The sequence below is a fragment of the Streptomyces sp. NPDC048484 genome (assembly GCF_040651415.1).
Taxonomy (GTDB): Bacteria; Actinomycetota; Actinomycetes; order Streptomycetales; family Streptomycetaceae; genus Streptomyces.
This window is the reverse complement of sequence record NZ_JBEZJY010000002.1, coordinates 1-20269: the sequence shown is the minus strand read 5'-3', so window position 1 is coordinate 20269 and position 20269 is coordinate 1. Positions and strand designations below refer to the sequence as shown.

Annotated in this window: 15 protein-coding genes; 12 read left to right on the top strand and 3 right to left on the bottom strand. The window is 70.0% G+C overall.

The genetic code is table 11. The features are described from left to right. Positions 1-86: 86 nt before the first annotated feature. The 7 genes from AB0D14_RS01825 to pgi all read left to right on the top strand — a co-directional run bounded on the left by AB0D14_RS01825 (position 87) and on the right by pgi (position 9264). A complete protein-coding gene (locus AB0D14_RS01825) occupies positions 87-3035 on the top strand; it encodes a M14 family zinc carboxypeptidase (protein WP_362773223.1) in 2949 nt (982 codons plus the stop codon). A gap of 215 nt (positions 3036-3250) precedes the next feature. Further along, positions 3251-4255 (top strand): type I glyceraldehyde-3-phosphate dehydrogenase, encoded by a 1005-nt coding sequence (gene gap / locus AB0D14_RS01820; RefSeq protein WP_362773221.1) that lies wholly within the window; start codon positions 3251-3253, stop codon positions 4253-4255. Between the two features lie 109 nt (positions 4256-4364). Next, entirely contained in the window at positions 4365-5576 is a 1212-nt protein-coding gene (locus AB0D14_RS01815; RefSeq protein WP_362773218.1) for a phosphoglycerate kinase, read from the top strand. 6 nt (positions 5577-5582) lie between these two features. Then, entirely contained in the window at positions 5583-6359 is a 777-nt protein-coding gene (tpiA, locus tag AB0D14_RS01810; RefSeq protein ID WP_362773215.1) for a triose-phosphate isomerase, read from the top strand. A gap of 145 nt (positions 6360-6504) precedes the next feature. After that, entirely contained in the window at positions 6505-6735 is a 231-nt protein-coding gene (gene secG, locus AB0D14_RS01805) for a preprotein translocase subunit SecG (RefSeq protein ID WP_030358806.1), read from the top strand. 235 nt (positions 6736-6970) lie between these two features. Next, positions 6971-7306, top strand: coding sequence for an RNA polymerase-binding protein RbpA (locus tag AB0D14_RS01800; RefSeq protein WP_362773212.1), 336 nt, complete (start codon positions 6971-6973; stop codon positions 7304-7306). Positions 7307-7608: 302 nt separating this feature from the next. Continuing rightward, entirely contained in the window at positions 7609-9264 is a 1656-nt protein-coding gene (gene pgi, locus AB0D14_RS01795; RefSeq protein ID WP_362773210.1) for a glucose-6-phosphate isomerase, read from the top strand. A gap of 311 nt (positions 9265-9575) precedes the next feature. Here pgi and AB0D14_RS01790 read toward each other — a convergent pair whose 3' ends face one another. From AB0D14_RS01790 to AB0D14_RS01780, 3 genes are read right to left on the bottom strand one after another with little or no spacing between them, the layout of a single operon-like run. After that, positions 9576-11867 carry an ABC transporter permease gene (locus tag AB0D14_RS01790; protein ID WP_362773208.1) on the bottom strand — a complete coding sequence of 764 codons (2292 nt, stop codon included), beginning with the start codon at positions 11865-11867 and terminating at the stop codon, positions 9576-9578. Between the two features lie 5 nt (positions 11868-11872). Continuing rightward, positions 11873-12655 carry an ABC transporter ATP-binding protein gene (locus AB0D14_RS01785; RefSeq protein ID WP_362773205.1) on the bottom strand — a complete coding sequence of 261 codons (783 nt, stop codon included), beginning with the start codon at positions 12653-12655 and terminating at the stop codon, positions 11873-11875. Then, positions 12652-13167 (bottom strand): PadR family transcriptional regulator, encoded by a 516-nt coding sequence (locus AB0D14_RS01780; RefSeq protein ID WP_362773202.1) that lies wholly within the window; start codon positions 13165-13167, stop codon positions 12652-12654. The genes AB0D14_RS01785 and AB0D14_RS01780 overlap by 4 nt, the downstream gene beginning before the upstream one ends. A gap of 173 nt (positions 13168-13340) precedes the next feature. On the opposite strand from AB0D14_RS01780, the gene AB0D14_RS01775 reads away from it, so the two are divergent. The 5 genes from AB0D14_RS01775 to AB0D14_RS01755 all read left to right on the top strand — a co-directional run bounded on the left by AB0D14_RS01775 (position 13341) and on the right by AB0D14_RS01755 (position 20130). Continuing rightward, a complete protein-coding gene (locus AB0D14_RS01775; protein ID WP_362773200.1) occupies positions 13341-14615 on the top strand; it encodes an ABC transporter substrate-binding protein in 1275 nt (424 codons plus the stop codon). A gap of 223 nt (positions 14616-14838) precedes the next feature. Continuing rightward, the gene (locus tag AB0D14_RS01770) at positions 14839-16512 is read left to right on the top strand and encodes a glycoside hydrolase family 13 protein (RefSeq protein WP_362773198.1); all 1674 of its coding nucleotides are present in this window, start codon (positions 14839-14841) and stop codon (positions 16510-16512) included. Positions 16513-16598: 86 nt separating this feature from the next. Further along, complete coding sequence (locus tag AB0D14_RS01765) at positions 16599-17924, top strand: ABC transporter substrate-binding protein (protein ID WP_362773195.1); 1326 nt, start codon at positions 16599-16601, stop codon at positions 17922-17924. Positions 17925-17929: 5 nt separating this feature from the next. After that, positions 17930-19294 carry an ABC transporter permease subunit gene (locus AB0D14_RS01760; RefSeq protein ID WP_362773192.1) on the top strand — a complete coding sequence of 455 codons (1365 nt, stop codon included), beginning with the start codon at positions 17930-17932 and terminating at the stop codon, positions 19292-19294. After that, positions 19291-20130, top strand: a complete 840-nt coding sequence (locus tag AB0D14_RS01755; RefSeq protein WP_362773189.1) for a carbohydrate ABC transporter permease — start codon at positions 19291-19293, stop codon at positions 20128-20130. The genes AB0D14_RS01760 and AB0D14_RS01755 overlap by 4 nt, the downstream gene beginning before the upstream one ends. The last annotated feature ends 139 nt before the right edge of the window (positions 20131-20269 follow it).

Here is a 20269-nt window from a genome sequence, read left to right as displayed (position 1 = left end):
TCCAGGCGGCGCTCTTGACTTGACCATGAAGTGTCATGAGCCTGGCATCTGTTCGCCGTCGTGGCGGACTATCGCAAGGGGGGCTCATGAGACGAAGAGCGAGATCGATCCTCGCTGCCGGCGCACTCCTGCTCGGCGCAGTGGCCATCGGACCCGTGGCGCAGGCGGAACCAGGCGCCGCCGCCCCGGGCTCGGACGAGGTCAAGGTGTTCCGCGCGGACGTCACCAAGGAACAGGTGCCCCTGCTCCTCGCGGCGGGCCAGGACAGTCACGAGCTGGGTGAACGAGTACCGCAGAAGGGCACGGCCACGGTCGAGGTCTACCTCACCGACAAGCAGGCCGGGCAGTTGGAGGACAAGGGCGTCGACCTTGCCGAACACAAGCTGTCGGCCAAGGCACGCGCGCGTGTGTCGGCCGCGGGGGACGGCGTCTTCCGGCCGTACAGCGGCGCGGGCAACCTCCAGGAGGAGATCGTCAGAACGGGACAGCAGAACCCGTCCCTGACGAAGGTCGTCTCCATAGGCAAGACCCTCCAGGGGCAGGACATCCTGGCCGTCAAGCTCACCAAGGGCGCCAAGAAGAGCAAGGACGGCGCCAAGCCCTCCGTGCTGTACATGTCCAACCAGCACGCCCGTGAGTGGATCACGCCCGAGATGACCCGGCGTCTGATGCACTACTACCTGGACAACTACGGCAAGGACCAGCGGGTCACCAAGCTCGTGGACTCCACCGAGCTGTGGTTCGTCCTGTCCGCCAACCCGGACGGCTACGACTGGACGTTCAAGGCCGGGGGCGACCGCCAGTGGCGCAAGAACCTGCGCGACGTCAACGGTGACGGGGCCCTGACGGTGGCCGACGGCGTCGACCTCAACCGCAACTTCGCCTACAAGTGGGGCTACGACGACGAGGGCTCGTCCCCGTACCCGACGAACCAGACCTACCGCGGTGCGAGCCCCGGCTCCGAGCCCGAGACCAAGGCGCTCGACACCTTCGAGAAGCGCATCGGCTTCACGTACGGCATCAACTACCACTCCGCCGCCGAACTGCTCCTCTACGGGGTGGGCTGGCAGGTGGCGACACCGAGCCCCGACGACGTGCTCTACAAGTCCCTCGCCGGCACCCCGGAGAACTCGGCGATCCCCGGCTACCACCCGCAGGTCTCCTCGGAGCTCTACACGACCAACGGCGAGGCCGACGGACACGCGTCCAACGTCAACGGCACGGCGATGTTCACCCCCGAGATGTCGACCTGCCAGACCGTGTCGAACCTCTACCCGGACGACGCCTGGAACGCGGCGGACTGTGCGTCGGTCTTCACCTTCCCGGACGACGAGAAGCTGATCCAGCAGGAGTTCGCGAAGAACATCCCGTTCGCGCTCTCCGTCGCGGAGTCGGCGGCCAAGCCCGACCAGCCGAAGTCCTCGGTCGGCATCGACGCCCCCGACTTCACCCCGGCCCCCTTCGCGACGTCGTACTCCCGCGGCGCCGACCAGGAGGTCTCGGTCGTCGCCCGCAAGTCCGTACGCGACAAGGCGCTCAGGTACCGCGTCAACAACGGCCGTACGAAGGACCAGGCGCTCAAGTCCTGGAAGGGCGGCGAGACCTTCGGCGGCGAGGACAACCTCTACTTCGACGAGTACCGCGCGAAGGTCCGGGGCGGTGCGCCGGGCGACAAGGTCGAGGTCTGGTTCACCGGTCGGACCCGCGGCGGAAAGCCCACCGCCAGTGAGCACTTCACGTACACCGTCGTCGAACGGCCGCGCGCCGACACGCTGGTGGTGGCCGAGGAAGGGGCAGCGGCGACCAAGGCCCAGACCTACGTCGACGCCCTGAAGGCCAACGGCCGCAAGGCCGTCGTCTGGGACGTCAGCACCCAGGGCACGCCCGACGCGCTCGGGGCCCTGAGCCACTTCGGGACCGTCGTCCACTACACCGGCGCGGACCGCCCCGGGTACGCCACCCAGCTGCAACTGCGTGCCTATCTCAACGAGGGCGGCAAGCTGATCGAAGCGGGCGAGCAGGCGGGCGGCCAGGTCGCGCTGCCGGGCGCCCTGACCAACGACTTCAGCCAGTACTACCTCGGCGCCTACTCCCGTACGACGACTCCGGGTGCCACGGCCTTCACCGGCTCGGGGAAGCTCGCGGGCGCCGCGGGACCGCTCGGCGACACGCCCGGCAATCCGCTGAACGCGGCGGGTGCCTACAGCGTCACCTCGGACACCCTGCCCGCCGCCACGTACCCGCAGTTCGCGAGCGCGGGAGCCGGGGCGTACCCGGGCACCGTCAACCCGTACGGCCCGTACGAGGGCGCGTCCATGGCGGCCGTCACGCACTCCGACTACGCCTGGAACCGGCTCACCCGCACCATCGACCTCACCGGGGTGAGCGCGGCCGACGCGCCCGCCCTGCGCACCCGGCTCCTGTGGGACACCGAGGAGGGCTACGACCACGCGGTGCTCGAGGCGCACACGGCCGGGGCCGACGACTGGACCACGCTCCCGGACAAGGGCGGCGCCACCAGTACCGCGGTTCCCGCCGAGTGCGGGGCAGGGTTCTTCATCCAGACGCACCCCGCCCTCACGCGTTACCTGACCCGGAGTGAGAGCGGCTGCACCCCGACCGGCACGAGCGGCTCCTGGAACAGCTTCACCGGGGCCTCCGACGGCTGGAAGCAGGTCGAGTTCGACCTGGCCGCGTACGCCGGGAAGACGGTGGAGGTGTCGCTGAGCTACATCACCGACCCGGGTTCCGGCGGACACGGAGTCCTCGCCGACAACGCCTCCGTCGTGATCGGTGGCACAGCGGGCGCGGCCGAGGGCTTCGAGACGTCGCTCGGCGCCTGGAAGGTCCCCGGGCCGCCCGCGGGCAGCCCCGCGGTCGTCCAGGACTGGGGCCTGTCCGGCGAGCTCTTCAAGACGTACGGCGCGGTCACCACACGTGACACCGTGCTGCTCGGCTTCGGTCTGGAGCACGTCACCGCGGCTACCGACCGCACGGCACTGCTGGGCAAGGCGCTGGCCGCCCTGCGCGGCTGACCCGGCCGGCCAGTCGGCTGACCTGACCGGCTGAAACGGACGTCGAGTCCGGGGCGGTCCGTACCCCTACTGGCGGGTACGGACCGCCCTGCCGCGTATGGGGCATCTCGATGTCACTCCGGGAGTCTCAGGGAGGTAGGGTCGTAGGCGGTCGGGGACATCCCATACAACTCGCCGGAGTCCACAGCCGGCGTACCTAACGAGGAGATCGGTTCGTGACGATCCGCGTAGGCATCAACGGCTTTGGCCGCATCGGTCGTAACTACTTCCGCGCGCTGCTGGAGCAGGGTGCTGACATCGAGATCGTGGCTGTCAACGACCTGGGTGACACCGCGACCACCGCTCATCTGCTCAAGTACGACACCATTCTGGGCCGTCTCAAGGCCGAGGTGTCGCACACCGCCGACACGATCACCGTCGACGGGCACACCATCAAGGTGCTGTCGGAGCGCAACCCCGCCGACATCCCGTGGGGCGACCTGGGTGTCGACATCGTGATCGAGTCGACCGGCATCTTCACCAAGAAGGCCGACGCCGAGAAGCACATCGCCGGTGGCGCCAAGAAGGTCCTCATCTCGGCTCCGGCCTCGGACGAGGACATCACGATCGTGCTCGGCGTCAACGAGGACAAGTACGACGCGGCGAACCACCACATCATCTCCAACGCCTCCTGCACCACCAACTGTGTGGCGCCGATGGCCAAGGTTCTCCTGGAGAACTTCGGCATCGTCTCGGGCCTGATGACCACGGTCCACGCCTACACCAGCGACCAGCGTCTCCAGGACTTCCCGCACAAGGACCTGCGCCGCGCCCGCGCCGCCGCCGAGAACATCATTCCGGCGAGCACCGGTGCGGCCAAGGCCCTCGGCGTGGTCATCCCGGAGCTGGCGGGCAAGCTCAACGGCATGGCGATGCGGGTGCCGGTCCCGACGGGATCCGTCACCGACCTGGTTGTCGAGACCGAGCGCGTGGTGACCAAGGAAGAGGTCAACGCCGCGTTCCAGAAGGCCGCCCAGGGCGAGCTGAAGGGCTACCTGGACTACACCGAGGACGCGATCGTCTCCTCGGACATCGTCGGCTGGCCGGCCTCCTGCACCTTCGACTCCTCCCTGACCATGGTGCAGGGCAACAGCGTGAAGATCATCGGCTGGTACGACAATGAGTGGGGCTACTCCAACCGCCTCGTCGACCTGACGGCCTTCGTCGGCAACCAGCTCTGACCGACACAGCAGGCACTTCGATGTGAGAGCAGGGCTCGGGCAGCGCACGGACGCGCTGTTCGAGCCCTGACTCACGTACGCGATCAAGAGCCCTCCCAGGAGTTCCCTCATGAAGACGATCGACGAACTTCTCGCCGAAGGCGTGGCCGGCAAGCGGGTCTTCGTGCGCGCCGACCTGAACGTGCCGCTGGCCGAAGGCCTCATCACCGACGACGGCCGTATCCGTGCCGTCCTGCCGACCGTCAAGGCCCTCGCCGAGGCCGGTGCCAAGGTGGTCGTCGCCTCGCACCTGGGCCGCCCCAAGGGCGCCCCGGACCCCGCCTTCTCGCTGCTGCCCGCCGCCGGGCGGCTCGGTGAACTCCTCGACGCGCCCGTGGCGTTCGCCCAGGACACCGTCGGCCCCGCCGCCCACGACGCCGTGAACGGGCTGCAGCCCGGCCAGGTGGCGGTCATCGAGAACCTGCGCTTCAACGCCGGCGAGACGTCCAAGGACGACACCGAGCGCGGCGAGTTCGCCGACCGGCTGGCCGCCCTGGCCGATGTCTACGTAGGCGACGGTTTCGGCGCCGTGCACCGCAAGCACGCCTCGGTCTTCGACCTCCCGGCGCGACTGCCGCACTACGCCGGATACCTCATCGCCACCGAGGTCGGTGTCCTGAAGAAGCTCACCGAGGACGTCAAGCGGCCCTACGTGGTCGCCCTCGGCGGCTCCAAGGTCTCCGACAAGCTCGCCGTCATCGACGAGCTGCTCGGCAAGGCCGACCGGCTGCTCATCGGCGGCGGCATGGCCTTCACCTTCCTCAAGGCCAAGGGGTACGAGATCGGCGCCTCCTTGGTCCAGGAGGACCAGCTGCCGACCGTCAACGAGTACGTCGAGCGCGCCGAGAAGAACGGCGTCGAGCTGGTCGTCCCCGTCGACGTCGTCGTGGCCGCCGGCTTCCCGGACCTGAAGACGAAGGCTCCGTCCGACCCGGCCACCGTCGCCGCGGACGCGATCCCGGGCGACCGGATGGGTCTCGACATCGGCCCTGAGACCGGCGCCCTGTACGCCTCGAAGCTCGCCGACGCGGCCACCGTCTTCTGGAACGGTCCGATGGGCGTCTTCGAGCACCCCGACTACGCCGAGGGCACCAAGGCGGTCGCCCAGGCCCTTCTCGACTCACAGGCCTTCACGGTCGTCGGCGGTGGCGACTCCGCCGCGGCCGTCCGCATCCTGGGCTTCGACGAAAACGCATTCGGCCACATCTCCACCGGTGGCGGCGCCTCCCTCGAATACCTTGAGGGCAAGACGCTCCCCGGTCTCGCCGCACTGGAGGACTGACCCCGTATGACCACTCGTACGCCGCTGATGGCGGGCAACTGGAAGATGAACCTCAACCACCTCGAGGCCATCGCCCATGTCCAGAAGCTCGCCTTCGCCCTGGCCGACAAGGACTACGACGCCTGTGAGGTCGCGGTCCTGCCGCCCTTCACGGACCTGCGCTCGGTACAGACCCTGGTCGACGGCGACAAGCTCAAGATCAAGTACGGCGCCCAGGACCTCTCGGCCCACGACTCCGGCGCCTACACCGGCGAGATCTCCGGTTCGCTGCTGGCCAAGCTCAAGTGCACGTACGTGGCGATCGGCCACTCCGAGCGCCGCCAGTACCACGCCGAGACCGACGAGATCGTCAACGCCAAGGTGAAGGCCGCCCACAAGCACGGCCTCACGCCGATCCTGTGCGTCGGTGAGGAGCTGGAGGTCCGCGAGGCGGGCAACCACGTCGCGCACACGCTCACCCAGGTCGAGGGCGGTCTCAAGGACGTCCCCGCCGAGCAGGCCGAGTCGATCGTCATCGCGTACGAGCCCGTCTGGGCCATCGGTACCGGCAAGGTCTGCGGCGCCGACGACGCCCAGGAGGTCTGCGCGGCGATCCGCGGCAAGGTCGCCGAGCTGTACTCGCAGGAAGTGGCCGACGCCGTCCGTATCCAGTACGGCGGCTCGGTGAAGTCCGGCAACGTCGCGGAGATCATGGCGAAGCCCGACATCGACGGCGCCCTGGTCGGTGGCGCGTCGCTGGACGCCGACGAGTTCGTCAAGATCGTCCGGTTCCGCGACCAGTAGGCCGCGCTCCGGAGGTGAACCACCGAGCTGCGAGTATGCGGTAGCGGTGTTACGTCGTACCCTTGCGGGGGCCGGGCGGCTTCGTACCCGAAGCGCCGGCCCCCGTCGTCCGTCCAAGTCCTAGGAAGTTGGTCCAGCCGTGGTTATGGGGTTCTCGATCGCCCTGATCGTCTTCAGCCTGTTGCTGATGCTGCTGGTGCTGATGCACAAGGGGAAGGGCGGCGGCCTGTCCGACATGTTCGGTGGCGGCATGCAGTCGTCCGTCGGAGGTTCCTCGGTCGCCGAACGCAACCTCGACCGCATCACCGTGGTGGTTGGTTTGCTGTGGTTCGCCTCCATTGTGGTGCTGGGCATCCTGATGAAGGTCAACAACTGATCACCGCTGACACCGGTACAGCAGCACAAACGCACATTACGCAAGCACATTCCGCACGTAAGGCCCCATGTCCGGTACGCGCCCGCAGGCGCGGCCTATCATGGGGCTTGCGTCTGAGCGCGGGGGTGTAACTCCTATCACTGGACGCGCGTTGGGCCTTACGTAGACTGAGGCGCCCGCAGCGAAGCATCACGCCGACTCGCTTCGCGGCACCATTACGCAGGGAGTTACGACCGTGGCAAGTGGCAACGCGATCCGAGGAAGCCGGGTCGGGGCGGGGCCGATGGGTGAGGCCGAGCGCGGCGAGTCCGCGCCCCGGCTGCGCATCTCCTTCTGGTGCTCCAACGGGCACGAGACGCAGCCCAGCTTCGCCAGCGACGCGCAGGTCCCGGACACCTGGGACTGCCCGCGCTGCGGCTTTCCCGCCGGACAGGACCGGGAGAACCCGCCGGCCCCGCCGCGCACCGAACCGTACAAGACGCACCTCGCTTACGTACGGGAGCGGCGCAGCGACGCGGACGGCGAGGCGATCCTCGCGGAGGCGCTCGCCAAACTGCGGGGCGAAATCTAGGCGGAGTCGAGACCCGGCCGGACACCGAAAGGTGCCCGGCCGGTGGTGTCTTCCGCGCGGGCGTACCTTCCGGGCGGGACCCGGGCGGACGTATTTCTCGTACGCCTGGGACCGTTTCTCGTACCCCCGGGATCGCACAACTTCTCCGTCGCTGTGCTGATACCTGCGATCGAGCCGGACGTATCTGTTGTTGAGCCGGAAGACGGCGGGACGACAGCTCACGTCACCCCCTGATCAATTAGGTTGGGACCGGCAGCGGGGCAAGGTACGCAGCACAGGCAGGAAAGAGGCGGAAGTCCGAAATGAACGCAGAAAGCCGTACCAGGCTCAACCAGACGCCCGAGTGGACCGCTCTGGCCCAGCACCGGGAGGAACTCGCCGAGGCGCACCTGCGCGAGCTGTTCGACCGGAACCCGGGACGCGGCGCCGCATACACGCTGCGGGTCGGCGATCTGCACGTCGACTACTCCAAGCACCTGGTCACCGACCGGACGCTGCGGCTGCTGCGGGAGCTGGCCGCGGCGACGGATGTGTTCGGCCTGCGGGATGCCCTGTTCGGCGGCGAGAAGATCAACACGACCGAGGACCGGGCGGTCCTGCACACCGCGCTGCGCGCCCCGCGCGACGCGGTCGTCGAGGTCGACGGCGAGAACGTCGTACCGGCGGTGCACGCGGTCCTCGACAAGATGTCCGGCTTCTCCGAGCGCCTCCGCTCGGGCGAGTGGACCGGGCACACCGGCAGGCGCATCAAGAACGTGGTCAACATCGGCATCGGCGGCTCCGACCTGGGCCCGGCGATGGCGTACGAGGTACTGCGGTCCTTCACCGACCGGGACCTGACGGTCCGCTTCGTGTCGAACGTCGACGGGGCCGACCTGCACGAGGCCGTGCGCGACCTGGACCCGGCCGAGACGCTGTTCGTCATCGCCTCGAAGACCTTCACCACCATCGAGACGATCACCAACGCGACCTCGGCGCGCGACTGGCTGCTGACCGGGCTCAAGGCCGGTCAGGAGGCCGTGGCCAAGCACTTCGTGGCGCTGTCCACGAACGCGGAGAAGGTCGCGGACTTCGGTATCGACACGGCCAACATGTTCGAGTTCTGGGACTGGGTCGGCGGACGCTACTCGTTCGACTCCGCCATCGGTCTGTCCCTGATGATCGCGATCGGCCCGGACCGCTTCCGGGAGATGCTCGACGGCTTCCACCTCGTCGACGAGCACTTCAGGACCGCGCCCGCCGAATCCAACGTGCCGTTGCTGCTCGGCCTCCTGGGCGTCTGGTACGGCAACTTCCACGACGCGCAGTCCCACGCGGTGCTGCCGTACTCGCACTATCTGTCCAAGTTCACCGCGTACCTCCAGCAGCTCGACATGGAGTCCAACGGCAAGTCCGTGGACCGCGACGGGCACCCGGTGGAGTGGCAGACCGGACCGGTGGTGTGGGGCACGCCCGGCACCAATGGACAGCACGCCTACTACCAGCTCATTCACCAGGGCACGAAGGTGATCCCGGCGGACTTCATCGGCTTCGCCGAGCCGGTCGCCGAGCTGAGTGACGGGCTCAGGGCGCAGCACGACCTGCTGATGGCCAACTTCTTCGCGCAGACGCAGGCGCTGGCCTTCGGCAGGACTCCGGACGAGGTGCGGGCGGAGGGAGTGCCCGAGGAACTGGTGCCGCACAAGACGTTCGAGGGCAACCACCCGACGACCACGATCCTCGCGCGCGAGCTCACCCCGTCGGTCCTCGGCCAGCTGATCGCCCTCTACGAGCACAAGGTGTTCGTGCAGGGCGCGATCTGGAACATCGACTCCTTCGACCAGTGGGGCGTCGAACTCGGCAAGGTCCTCGCCAAGCGCGTCGAACCCGCCCTCACCGAGGGCGCCGACGTCCCCGGCCTCGACGAGTCCACCAAGGCCCTCGTGGCCACGTACCGGGAGCTGCGCGGCCGCGGCTAGTGCCGCGGCACTAGGGCCTGTCTGGAGTTGTGATCTGGGCTCGCGGGGCGTGGCACGCACGCTCGCGGCGTTGCCGAAACGCCCTAGTAGCTCCGCTACGAGGGCCTTCCGGCGCCTTGCGATCGCACGCACCACGCCCCGCTCCCTGATCCAGATCACAACTCCAGACAGGCCCTAGCCGCGCCGCGTGGGCCGGTACTTCACCTGCGGGCCGGTGGGGGCCGTTCGCGCCCCGCGGCGGAGCCGCATGACGTCACTGCCCCGCGCCCCTCAAAAGCGGGGCTGCGCGTCCGGCCCCGAGCCCGCCCCGCTCAGGCCGCCGCGCTCAGTGTGTCCGCGAGCCGGCGGCGGGCCGACCGGGCCGCGGGCAGGGCGGCGAGCGCGGCGGCGCCGAGCACGGCGGCCGCGGCGAAGAGCACCAGGAGGACGGGGGAGGGCCCCCGGGCGATCCCGGCGCCGATGCCGCTCGACCTGCCCTGGGCGTCGATCAGCCAGTGCGCGAGCGGCACCCCGAGCGCCGTACCGACGACGACCGAGGCCAGCGCCGTGCACCCGGTGGCCGTCACCGTGATCGCGGTGATCTGCCGTGGGGTCAGCCCGATCGCCTTCAGCGCCAGCAGGTCCCGTTCGCCTTCGCGCACCGCCCCGCCGATCACGGTGAGCAGTTCGATGAGCCCGATCAGGGCCAGCACGGTGATCAGCCCCACCACGACTCCGCGCAGCGGCGAGAGCCCGTCGGCCGGATTCGGCACGGCGTACGCGCTGATGTCCCCGTGCGCGGCCTCGGTCAGCTCGGCGGCCACCCGGTGCGGGTCCGCGCCAGGGCGCAGCTGGAGCTGATAGAGGGCCGCATCGAGCCCCGGGTCGTTCTCCCGGAGGGTGTCGAGCGAGGTGGAGATGACCCGTCCGCCGTTCTCCGGCTCGATGCTGCGCCCGACGATGTGCAGGATCTGCGGCTGGGCGCCGACCGTCATCCGCACCCAGTCCCCGACACGCACGTCCAGCAGGTCGAGCAGCCCCTGTCCGGCCACCGCCTCGTCGGGGCCGTGCGCGGGGCGGCCCTCGGCCAGTGTGAACGGGTAGGGGTCCTCGCGGGTGCCGAGCCCGCGCAGCGCGATCGTGCCCGTCTGGCCCGGGACCAGGGCGGCCACCTCGACGCCCGGATGGACGGCGGTGACCCGTGGGTCGCGGGCCAGCAGGGCTCGTACGTCCGGATCGCTCAGGGTCTCGTCCGCCCGTACGGTGAGCGCGGACGCGAGCCCGATCTGGTCGGGCCTGCTCTGGAAGCGGTCGATGGTGGTCCACGCGCTCATGGCCACGACGATCAGCAGCAGCGGCAGTGCCAGCCGGGCCACCGTGGCCAGCGAGCGCGGCCGGCGCGTGAACGCCTTGTGCCAGCCCAGGACCAGCGCCGACGGCAGCCGCAGCCCGAGCGCCCCGCGGGCGAGCCCGGACAGCCGGCCGCCGAGCGGGGCCGCGGCCCGCAGTCCCGGCACCGGAGGCACCTGCCCGGCGCGCCAGGCCGCGAGCCCGGTCGTCGCGGCGATGAACAGCACCGCGGCCAAGGGCACGCCGAGGAGCGCCGCCGTGTACCCAGGCAGCCCCTGCCACACACCGACCGCGTCCCCGAGACGCCCCGGTGTCCGGCTGCCCAGGGCCTGGATGAGGGCGGCGGCGAGCACGGCGCCGAGGAGCGCGAACGCCACATGCTGGAGCAGGAAGATCCGCACGACCTGGCCCGGGGTGAAACCGATCGCCTTCAGCACCGAGATGTCCCGCAGATGGCCGCGGATACGCGTACCGATCGCGCCGTGCACGGCGAGCGCGGCGGCGAGGAGGGCGGCCAGGCCGAACAGGCCGAGCACCTGGCCGAGCAGCCGGTTGCCGCCCTGGGCCTCGGACCGGGCCTGCTGCCAGCTGGAGACCTCGGTGACCGCTTTGGCCCCGAGCACGGTGACGGCCCGCTGGACGGCGTAGTCCGTGTCGTCGGGGTCGGTCAGCCGCACTCCGGTCACCTGGCCGCCACGACCGTCGGTGCGCTGCACGGCGGAGGGGAGCGCCCACACCAGGCCCGACCGCTCGCCCGGGCTGTAGCGGGGCTCGGCGCTGTCCGCGATGCCCAGCACGGTCAGGGGGCGAGTGGCGCCGGGCACGGTGAGGGTGTCTCCCGGGTCGGCCCACAGCGCCCGGGCGAGGCTGCTCTCCAGCACCACACCGTCCGGCGCGTGGGGGTCGAGCCAGCGGCCGGAGGTGAGCAGCGGACGGCCGGTCGCGGGCCGGTCGACGGTGCCGCGCAGCTCGACGGAGGCACGGGTACCGTGCGACGCGACCGTCGTGGCGGCGGTGGGATAGGGGCCCGCGACCGACGCGACACCATCGAGCCCGGTGAGTCTGCCGGCGTCCGCCGACGGGCCGGTGTGGATCCACACATGTGCGCCCTGCGACTGGGTGAAGACCCGCTGCCAGGGGTTGGTCGCGTATCCGAAGAGCGCGGTGGCCAGCAGCAGGGAGGCGACGATCCCGGCGGTGGCGAGCACGATGAACAGCGCCTCGCCACGATGCGAGCGCAGATCGGCGTGCGCCCAGCGCAGAGTGGCCCGCACGCCGCTCAGTCCCTCAGTTCCAGTACGCCGGACATCCCCGTGCCGCGGGCGGGCGTGGCGTCGAGTGTGGCGTCGTCGGCGATACGGCCGTCGAAGAAGCTGATCACCCGGTCCGCGGCGCTCGCGAGCCGTGCGTCGTGCGTGACCAGCACGATGGTCTGGCCACGCTGGTGGAACCCCGACAGCAGCCGGGTCACCTCGCGGGTGCCCTTGCTGTCGAGGCTGCCCGCGGGCTCGTCGGCGAGCAGCAGCTGCGGGTGGTTGACCAGGGCGCGGGCCAGCGCGACACGCTGCTGCTCGCCTCCGGACAGCTCGCCCGGCATGCTGCGCTCCTTGCCCGCCAGTCCCAGCTCGGCGAGGAGCCGCTCACGCTCGGCGCGCGCCTGCTTGGTGGAGAGACCGGCGAGCAGGGCGGGCAGCTCGACGTTGTCGGCGACCGACAGGTTCGAGACCAGGTTGAAGAACTGGAAGACGATGCCGATGCGGCGCCGGCGCTCGGCCGCCCAGCGCGCCTCGCTGTACGCGTCCGTGCACTCGCCGTTCAGCCAGAGGCTTCCGGAGCCCGGTCGCTGGAGCCCGCCGAGCAGATGCAGCAGCGTCGACTTCCCGGCGCCGGAGGGGCCCGTGACGGCCACGAACTCACCCTGCCGTACGGCGAGATCCACGCCTCGTACGGCGTGCGCGGGGGCGCCCTCGCCGTAGTGGGTCTTGACCAGGCCCTCGGCCCGCAGGAGCGGGGTGTCCTCGGCGCTCGGCGAAGGAGCGGTGCGGGGAGTGGCGCGGTTCATTCCAGCTCCTCCAGTTCTTCCTGACAGCGCTCCAGCCAGTCGAGGTCGGCCTGCAGATGGAGCATGGCGCCCTCTATGAGCAGCTGGGAGACACGGTTGTCCCGGCTCTCGGCCGCGGCGAGCTTCGACAGACTGCGCATGGTGTTCAGGTACTCACGCCGTTGTTTGTTGATCAGGGCGATCTGGTCGGCGAGTCCGGTCCGCGGCGCGAGGGCGAGTTTCATGAAGAACTCGTCCCGTACGCGCGGCTCGTCCGTCGTCTCCTCGTACCAGGCGCGCAGCGCTTCCCGCCCGGCATCGGTGAGGTGGTAGATCTTCTTGTTGGGCCGGCTCGACTGCTCGACTTCCTCGCCCTCGATCAGTCCCGACTTCTCGAGGCGGCCGAGCGTCACATAGATCTGGCCGACGTTCGGCTGAGGGTACGCGGAGCCCAGCAGTTGCTCAAGGTCCTGCTTGAGCTCGTAGCCGTGGGCCGGGCCGCGCGCCAGCAGGGCCAGGAGGGGCAGCCGCACTCGTGCTCTCCTCCTCCTCCGCTGTCGTTCCTTGTAAGGTGCCGCAGGCCCGCGCGCGCCCGGGGCAGGGCCAATGTGCCGCGGGCCCTAGTATCGCCCATACCTAACGGGTATACATGGCCTCTGACTCCGGACGAACGTGCCCGGCAGCCGGGAGTACCAGGGAGGAACCTATGCGGTGGATACATACCGCGGGTAGGGGACTCCTGGTGGCGGCGGTGGTTCTGACCGGTTACGTCACCTCGGGGGCTCATTCCGACGGGGCGCGCGGCGGCGGACGGGGTCCGCTCACGCTGGCCACCGCCGGGGACCTCACCGGTTATCTGGGGCCGCTGCTCGACGGCTGGAACCGTGCCCACCCGGGCGAGAAGGTCACCCTCGTCGAACTCCCCGACGCCGCCGACGAGACCCGTGCGCAGATGACCACCGACCTGCGCGGCGGTGACCGGGGCCGCTTCGACGTCCTCAACATCGACGTCGCCTGGACCTCGGAGTTCGCCGCCGCGGGCTGGATCTCCCCGCTGCCCGAGGACCGCTTCCCGCTCGACGGTTTCCTGCCGCCGGTCGTGGACACCGCGACCTACGACGGGCGGCTGTACGCCGTCCCCTACGTCACCAACGCGGGACTGCTCCTCTACCGCAAGGACGTTCTCGACAAGGAGGGCGTCGCTCCGCCGCGCACCTGGGCCGAGCTGGAGAAACAGGCGAAGACCATCGCGCCCGAGTACGGACTCGACGGTTACGCCGGCCAGTTCCTGCCCTACGAGGGGCTCACGGTCAACGCGGCCGAGGCGGTCTACTCGGCGGGCGGCGCCATCCTCGGCGACGAGGGCGAACGCGTCACCGTCAACTCGGCGGCGGCCCGCGAGGGTATCGGTTTCCTGGCCCGCGGGGTGCGTGACGGCTGGATCCCGGAGAAGGCGCTGACGTACAAGGAGGAGGAGTCCAAGCAGGCCTTCCAGGACGGCCGTCTCCTCTTCCTGCGCAACTGGCCGTACGCCTATGTCGGCGCCTCGGCCAAGGGCTCGCCGGTCGCCGGGAAGGTCGGCGCGGTGCCACTGCCCGGGCCGGACGGGCCGGGCGCGAGTGTGCTCGGCGGTTCGAATCTCGCGGTCACCGCGCATGCCCGGCACCCCGACTCCGCCGCCCGCCTCCTCGCGTACCTCACCAGTGAGCGGACGCAGCGGCAGGTGCTCACCAAGGGCGCGCTGCCACCGGTGCGGGCCGCGCTCTACCAGGACCCGGAGCTGATCCGGCGGTTCCCCTATCTGCCGACCCTTCGCGCGAGCGTCCTCGCGGCGGCGCCGCGCCCGAAGAGCCCGCGCTACGACCAGGTCAGCCTGGCCGTGCAGGCCGTGGTGCATGACGCGATGGCCGGACACCGGACGCCCGGGAGCGCCGTGCGACGGCTGGCGCGAGAGCTGGCGGAGATCTCCCGCCGGGGCTGAGCCTTCGCCGCCTTCTCCGGTCTCTGCGCCCTCTTCTTGCGTCTTCTTGTCTCTTCTTGTCGCGTTCAGCCTCGCCGCGTTCGGCAGATCATAGTTTCATGTTAGGTAACGCGTTCGTCTCACCTGCGCCTGCGCGGGCAGAAAAGTACGGACATAAATCCCCAACCTTCAGGACGACTCCGTCTACTCGTTGACACTCGTCCGACACTCCTACTTAACATGCATGCATAACCGGAGGCACGCACAGACAGGTCAACGGGTGACGCTCAACATGCACCGCTGGTGGCGCGACGCAGTGATCTACCAGGTCTACGTCCGGAGCTTCCTGGACAGCACCGGGGACGGCATCGGCGATCTCGCCGGGGTACGGGCCGGACTGCCGTATCTGAAGAAGCTGGGGGTCGACGGGGTCTGGCTGAGCCCCTTCTACCCCTCGCCGCAGCAGGACCACGGCTACGACGTGGCCGACTACTGCGACGTCGACCCGCTCTTCGGCGACCTCGGCGAGTTCGACCTGCTCATGACGGACGCCCGGCGGCTCGGCGTCAAGGTGCTCCTCGACATCGTCCCCAACCACTGCTCCGACGAGCACCCGTGGTTCCGGCAGGCGCTGGCCGCGGCGCCGGGCGGTGAGGCCCGCGCCCGCTTCCACTTCGCCGAAGGACGGGGCCAGGACGGGGCGGAGCCGCCCAACAACTGGCACGCCATGTTCGGCGGCCCCGCCTGGAGCCGGGTCACCGAGCAGGACGGCACGCCGGGCCAGTGGTACCTGCACATGTTCACGCCCGAGCAGCCCGACCTGAACTGGCGCAACCCCGAGGTGGGCACCCACTTCGACCACGTACTGCGCTTCTGGCTCGACCGGGGCGTCGACGGCTTCCGTGTCGATGTAGCCGCCGGCCTCTACAAGCACCCGGAACTGCCGGACTCGCCCGACCCCCTGGCCGACGCCCGTACCCGGGACTCGGTCAACCCGCTCGCCTGGAACCAGCCCGAGGTGCACGCCGTCTGGCGGCACTGGCGGTCGGTGTGCGAGGAGTACACCGCCCGCGACGGCCAGGAACGGCTCCTCGTCGGCGAGGTCTCGGTGCCGACGACCCGCGAACACGCCCGGTACGTACGCCACGACGAGCTGCACCAGGCCTTCTTCTTCGACCTGCTGAGCGCGCCCTGGAGCGCCGACGCGTTCCGCAAGGTCATCTCGGACGCCATGCAGGACATCGCGGGCACCGGCTCGACCGTCACCTGGGTCCTCAACAACCACGACCAGGTCCGCACGGTCACCCGCTACGGCGAACTGGGCACCGAGGGCAGCGGACTGGGCGCCGCCCGCGCCCGCGCCGCCGCCCTGCTGATGCTGGCGCTGCCCGGGGCCGCGTACATCTACCAGGGCGAGGAGCTCGGACTGCCCGAGGTCGTCGACCTGCCGGACGACGTGCTCACCGACCCGATCTTCCGCCGCACCGGCAGCCGTGCCCGGATCCGCGACGGCTGCCGGGTGCCGCTGCCGTGGTCGGGACACGCCTCACCGTTCGGCTTCACCTCCGGCGCCGAGAGCGCCAAACCGTGGCTGCCGCAGCCCGCCTACTTCGCCGAGTACGCCACCGACCGCGCCCTCGCCGACACCCGCTCCTTCTGGCACCTCTACCGCGACGGGCTCCAACTGCGCGCCGGGCTGCCCCAGTTGGGCGAGGGTCCGCTGTGCTGGCTGGAGACCCCGCCCGGCGTCCTCGGCTTCGTCCGCGGCGACGGCCTGGTGTGCGCCGTCAACTTCGGTACGGCGCCGACGCCCGCGCCGGTCTCCGGCACCCCCCTGCTGTCCAGCGGCCCCTGCGAGCCCGGGCTCCTGCCCGGCTCGACGGCCGCCTGGTGGATCAGCGACCGCATCACCCCCTGAACCAACGGCCCTGTCGGGCCCCGTCCTCCCGTTTCTCCCCGTTCCTCCTCGTCTCTCCCCGTCCCCTCCCCGAAGGAACATCAACGATGATGCGACGACGCACGACCCTGCTCGCGAGCTGTACCGCCCTCGCCCTGTCACTCGGCGCCACCGCGTGCGGAGGCGGCCCCGTCTCGGCGGGTGGCGGCGACAAGCCCCTCAGTGGCCAGACGATCAACGTGGCCGGTGTCTGGTCCGGCAGCGAACAGAAGAACTTCCAGAAGGTCCTGGACGCGTTCGGCGAGAAGACCGGCGCCACGACCCGGTTCACCTCCACCGGTGACAACGTCTCCACGGTCGTCGGCAGCAAGATCGAGGGCGGCAACGCCCCCGACGTGGTGATGGTCCCGCAGGTCGGCGTGCTCCAGCAGTTCGCGAAGGAGGGCTGGCTCACGCCGCTGTCCAGGACCGCCCAGAAGTCCGTCGACGCCAACTACGCGAGCGTGTGGAAGGACTACGGCAGTGTCGACGGAACCCTGTACGGCCTGTACTTCAAGGCCGCCCACAAGTCGACCGTCTGGTACAGCCCCGACGCCCTCGACGAGGCCGGTGTCGAACCGCCGAAGTCGTACGACGCGATGCTGAAGGCCGGGCAGACCGTCTCCGAGTCGGGCCTCGCGGCCTTCTCCGTCGCCGGCCAGGACGGCTGGACCCTCACCGACTGGTTCGAGAACGTCTACCTCTCGCAGGCCGGCCCCGAGAAGTACGACGCCCTCGCCGCCCACGAGATCAAGTGGACCGACCCGACCGTGGTCGCGGCCCTCACCACCCTCGGCAAGCTCTTCAAGGACAAGGAGCTGATAGCCGGCGGCCAGAAGGGGGCCCTGAACACCGACTTCCCCGGCTCCGTCGAGAAGGTCTTCGGGCCCGAGCCCGCGGCGGGCATGGTCTACGAGGGCGACTTCGTGGCCGGCGTGGCCAAGGACCAGTTCGGCAGGAAGATCGGCGAGGACGCGGACTTCTTCCCCTTCCCCGCGGTCGGCGACGGCGAGGCGCCCGTGGTCAGCGGTGGCGACGCGGCGGTCGTCCTGAAGGACGGCAAGAGCCGGCGGGCCGCCATGGAGTTCCTGGAGTACCTCGCGACCCCCGAGGCGTCCGCGGTCTGGGCCGAGGCAGGTGGCTTCCTCTCTCCGAACAAGTCGCTCGACCTCGCCTCCTACGGCGACGACACCACCCGCGAGACCGCCAAGTCCCTCGTGGGCGCGGGCGATTCGGTCCGCTTCGACATGTCGGACCAGGCCCCGGCCGCGTTCGGCGGCACCAAGGGCGCGGGCGAGTGGAAGCTCCTCCAGGACTTCCTGCGCGACCCGTCGGACCCGAAGGGGACCGCGGCAGCGCTGGAGAAGGCCGCCGCCAAGGCGTACCGGGACTGATCGCCGTGACCGCCACGCTCCTGAAAGAGACGAGCCCCCCGCCCCTCGCGCAGGCCGACCACGACCGCAGACGGCGCGCGCGACGCCGGGCCCGGTTCATCGCCCTCGCGTTCGTCTTCCCCGCCCTGCTCCTGCTCGGCGCGCTCGTCGTCTACCCCGTGCTGTTCTCCGTGGGCCGCAGCTTCTTCGACGCCTCCGGCGACCGCTTCGTGGGCGGCGACAACTACACCGAGATGTTCCGCGATCCCGCCACGCTCAAGGCCGTCCGCAACACGGCCGTCTGGGTCGTCGTCGCGCCCACCCTGCTCACCGGGCTCGGCCTCGTCCTCGCCGTCCTGGTCGAAAAGGTGCGCTGGGCGACGGCGTTCAAGCTCCTGCTGTTCATGCCGATGGCCGTCTCGTTCCTCGCCGCGGGCATCATCTTCCGGCTCGCGTACGACGAGGACCCCGAGAAGGGCGTCCTGAACGCCGCCGCCGTCTCCGTGCACGACGCCTTCAAGGACGCGTCGTCGTACCCGACGGCCCGCGCCCGCGACGACCAGGGCCTGACCAGGGGCGCCGACGGCTCGTACCGCACGACCGCGACCGCGTCCCCGGGCGACAGCGTCGGGCTCGGTCTGGTCGGCGTACGCGCCGACGACCTTCCGCCGGACGCGCGGCCCGCGTACCCGGCGGCGGCACGGAAGGCGTCGGCCGACGAACTGCGCGGCGTCGTCTACCTGGACTTCACCCGTGGCGGGGGAGGGGAACAGGGCAAGGTCGACAGGACCGAGAGCGGGCTGCCGCAGCTGAGGGTCGAAGCGGTGCGCGACGGGAGGACGGTCGCGAGCACCGCCACCGAGGCGGACGGCGCCTTCCGCTTCCAGGGCCTCGACGCGGGCTCGTACACCGTGCGGCTGCCCGGGTCGAACTTCGCCCCACCGTACGAGGGGATCTCCTGGCTGGGACCGGCACTGGTCACCCCCGCCATCATCGGCGCCTACCTGTGGATCTGGACCGGCTTCGCCATGGTGCTGATCGGAGCCGGGCTCGCCGCGCTGCCGCGGGACGCCCTGGAGGCGGCCCGGATGGACGGCGCGGGCGAGTGGCAGATCTTCCGCCGGATCACCGTTCCGCTGCTCGCGCCCGTCCTCACCGTGGTCTTCGTGACCCTGGTGATCAACGTGATGAAGGTCTTCGACCTCGTCTACATCATCGCGCCGGGACCGGTGCAGGAGGACGCCACCGTGCTCGCCACCCAGATGTGGCTGGTGTCCTTCGGCGGCGGCAACAACCAGGGCCTGGGCAGTGCGCTGGGGGTGCTGCTCCTGCTGCTGGTCATTCCCGCCATGGTCTTCAACGTCCGCCGTTTCCGAGGGAGTCAACGATGAACGCGCTCAGGCGGGGGCTCGGCAACAGCCTGGTCCAGGCGTTCCTGGTGGTGATCGGCCTGGTCTGGCTCACCCCGCTCGCCGGACTGTTCCTGTCGTCGCTGCGGTCAGCCCAGGACACGGCGACGGGAGGCTGGTGGACCGTGCTGACCAGTCCCCGCCAGCTGTCCTTCGACAACTACTCCGAGCTGCTGGGCGATTCGGGGATGACGCAGGCGTTCTGGAACACCGTACTGATCTCGGTGCCGACCACGTTCCTCGTCGTCGTCCTCGCCGCGCTCGCGGGATACGCCTTCGCGTGGCTGGACTTTCCGGGGCGGGACTCCGTCTTCCTGGTGGTCGTCGCCCTGTTGGTGGTCCCCGTGCAGATCGGTCTGCTGCCGGTGGCCAAACTCTTCGGTCAGCTCGGCCTGTTCGGCACGATTCCCGGGGTCATCCTCTTCCACGTGTCGTACGGGCTGCCGTTCGCGATCTTCCTTCTTCGCAACTACTTCGCGGAGCTGCCGAAGGAGATGCTGGAGGCCGCGCGGATGGACGGGGGCGGGGAGTGGCGTATCTTCACCCGGCTGGTGCTGCCGGTCGGGCGCCCGGCCATCGCCAGTCTCGCCATCTTCCAGTTCCTGTGGGTCTGGAACGACATGCTGGTCGCGCTGCTGTTCGCCGACAGTTCGGCGCAGCCGTTGACGGTCGAACTCCAGTCGCAGATCCGGCAGTTCGGAAGCAACATCGATGTGCTCGCGCCCGGGGCGTTCCTGTCGCTGGTGGTGCCGGTGGTGGTCTTCTTCGCCTTCCAACGGCACTTCGTGCAGGGGGTCATGGCGGGCTCGGTGAAGTAACCGGCTTTTCGCCCCCGCCGCCCCTACCCGTCCCATCCTTCCGGGGCTCCGCCCCAGACCCCGGCCGTGCGTTGTCGGGTGCGGCCCCGGTGGGGGCTGATCGCGCAGTTCCCCGCGCCCCCAGGTACCTGGGGGCGCG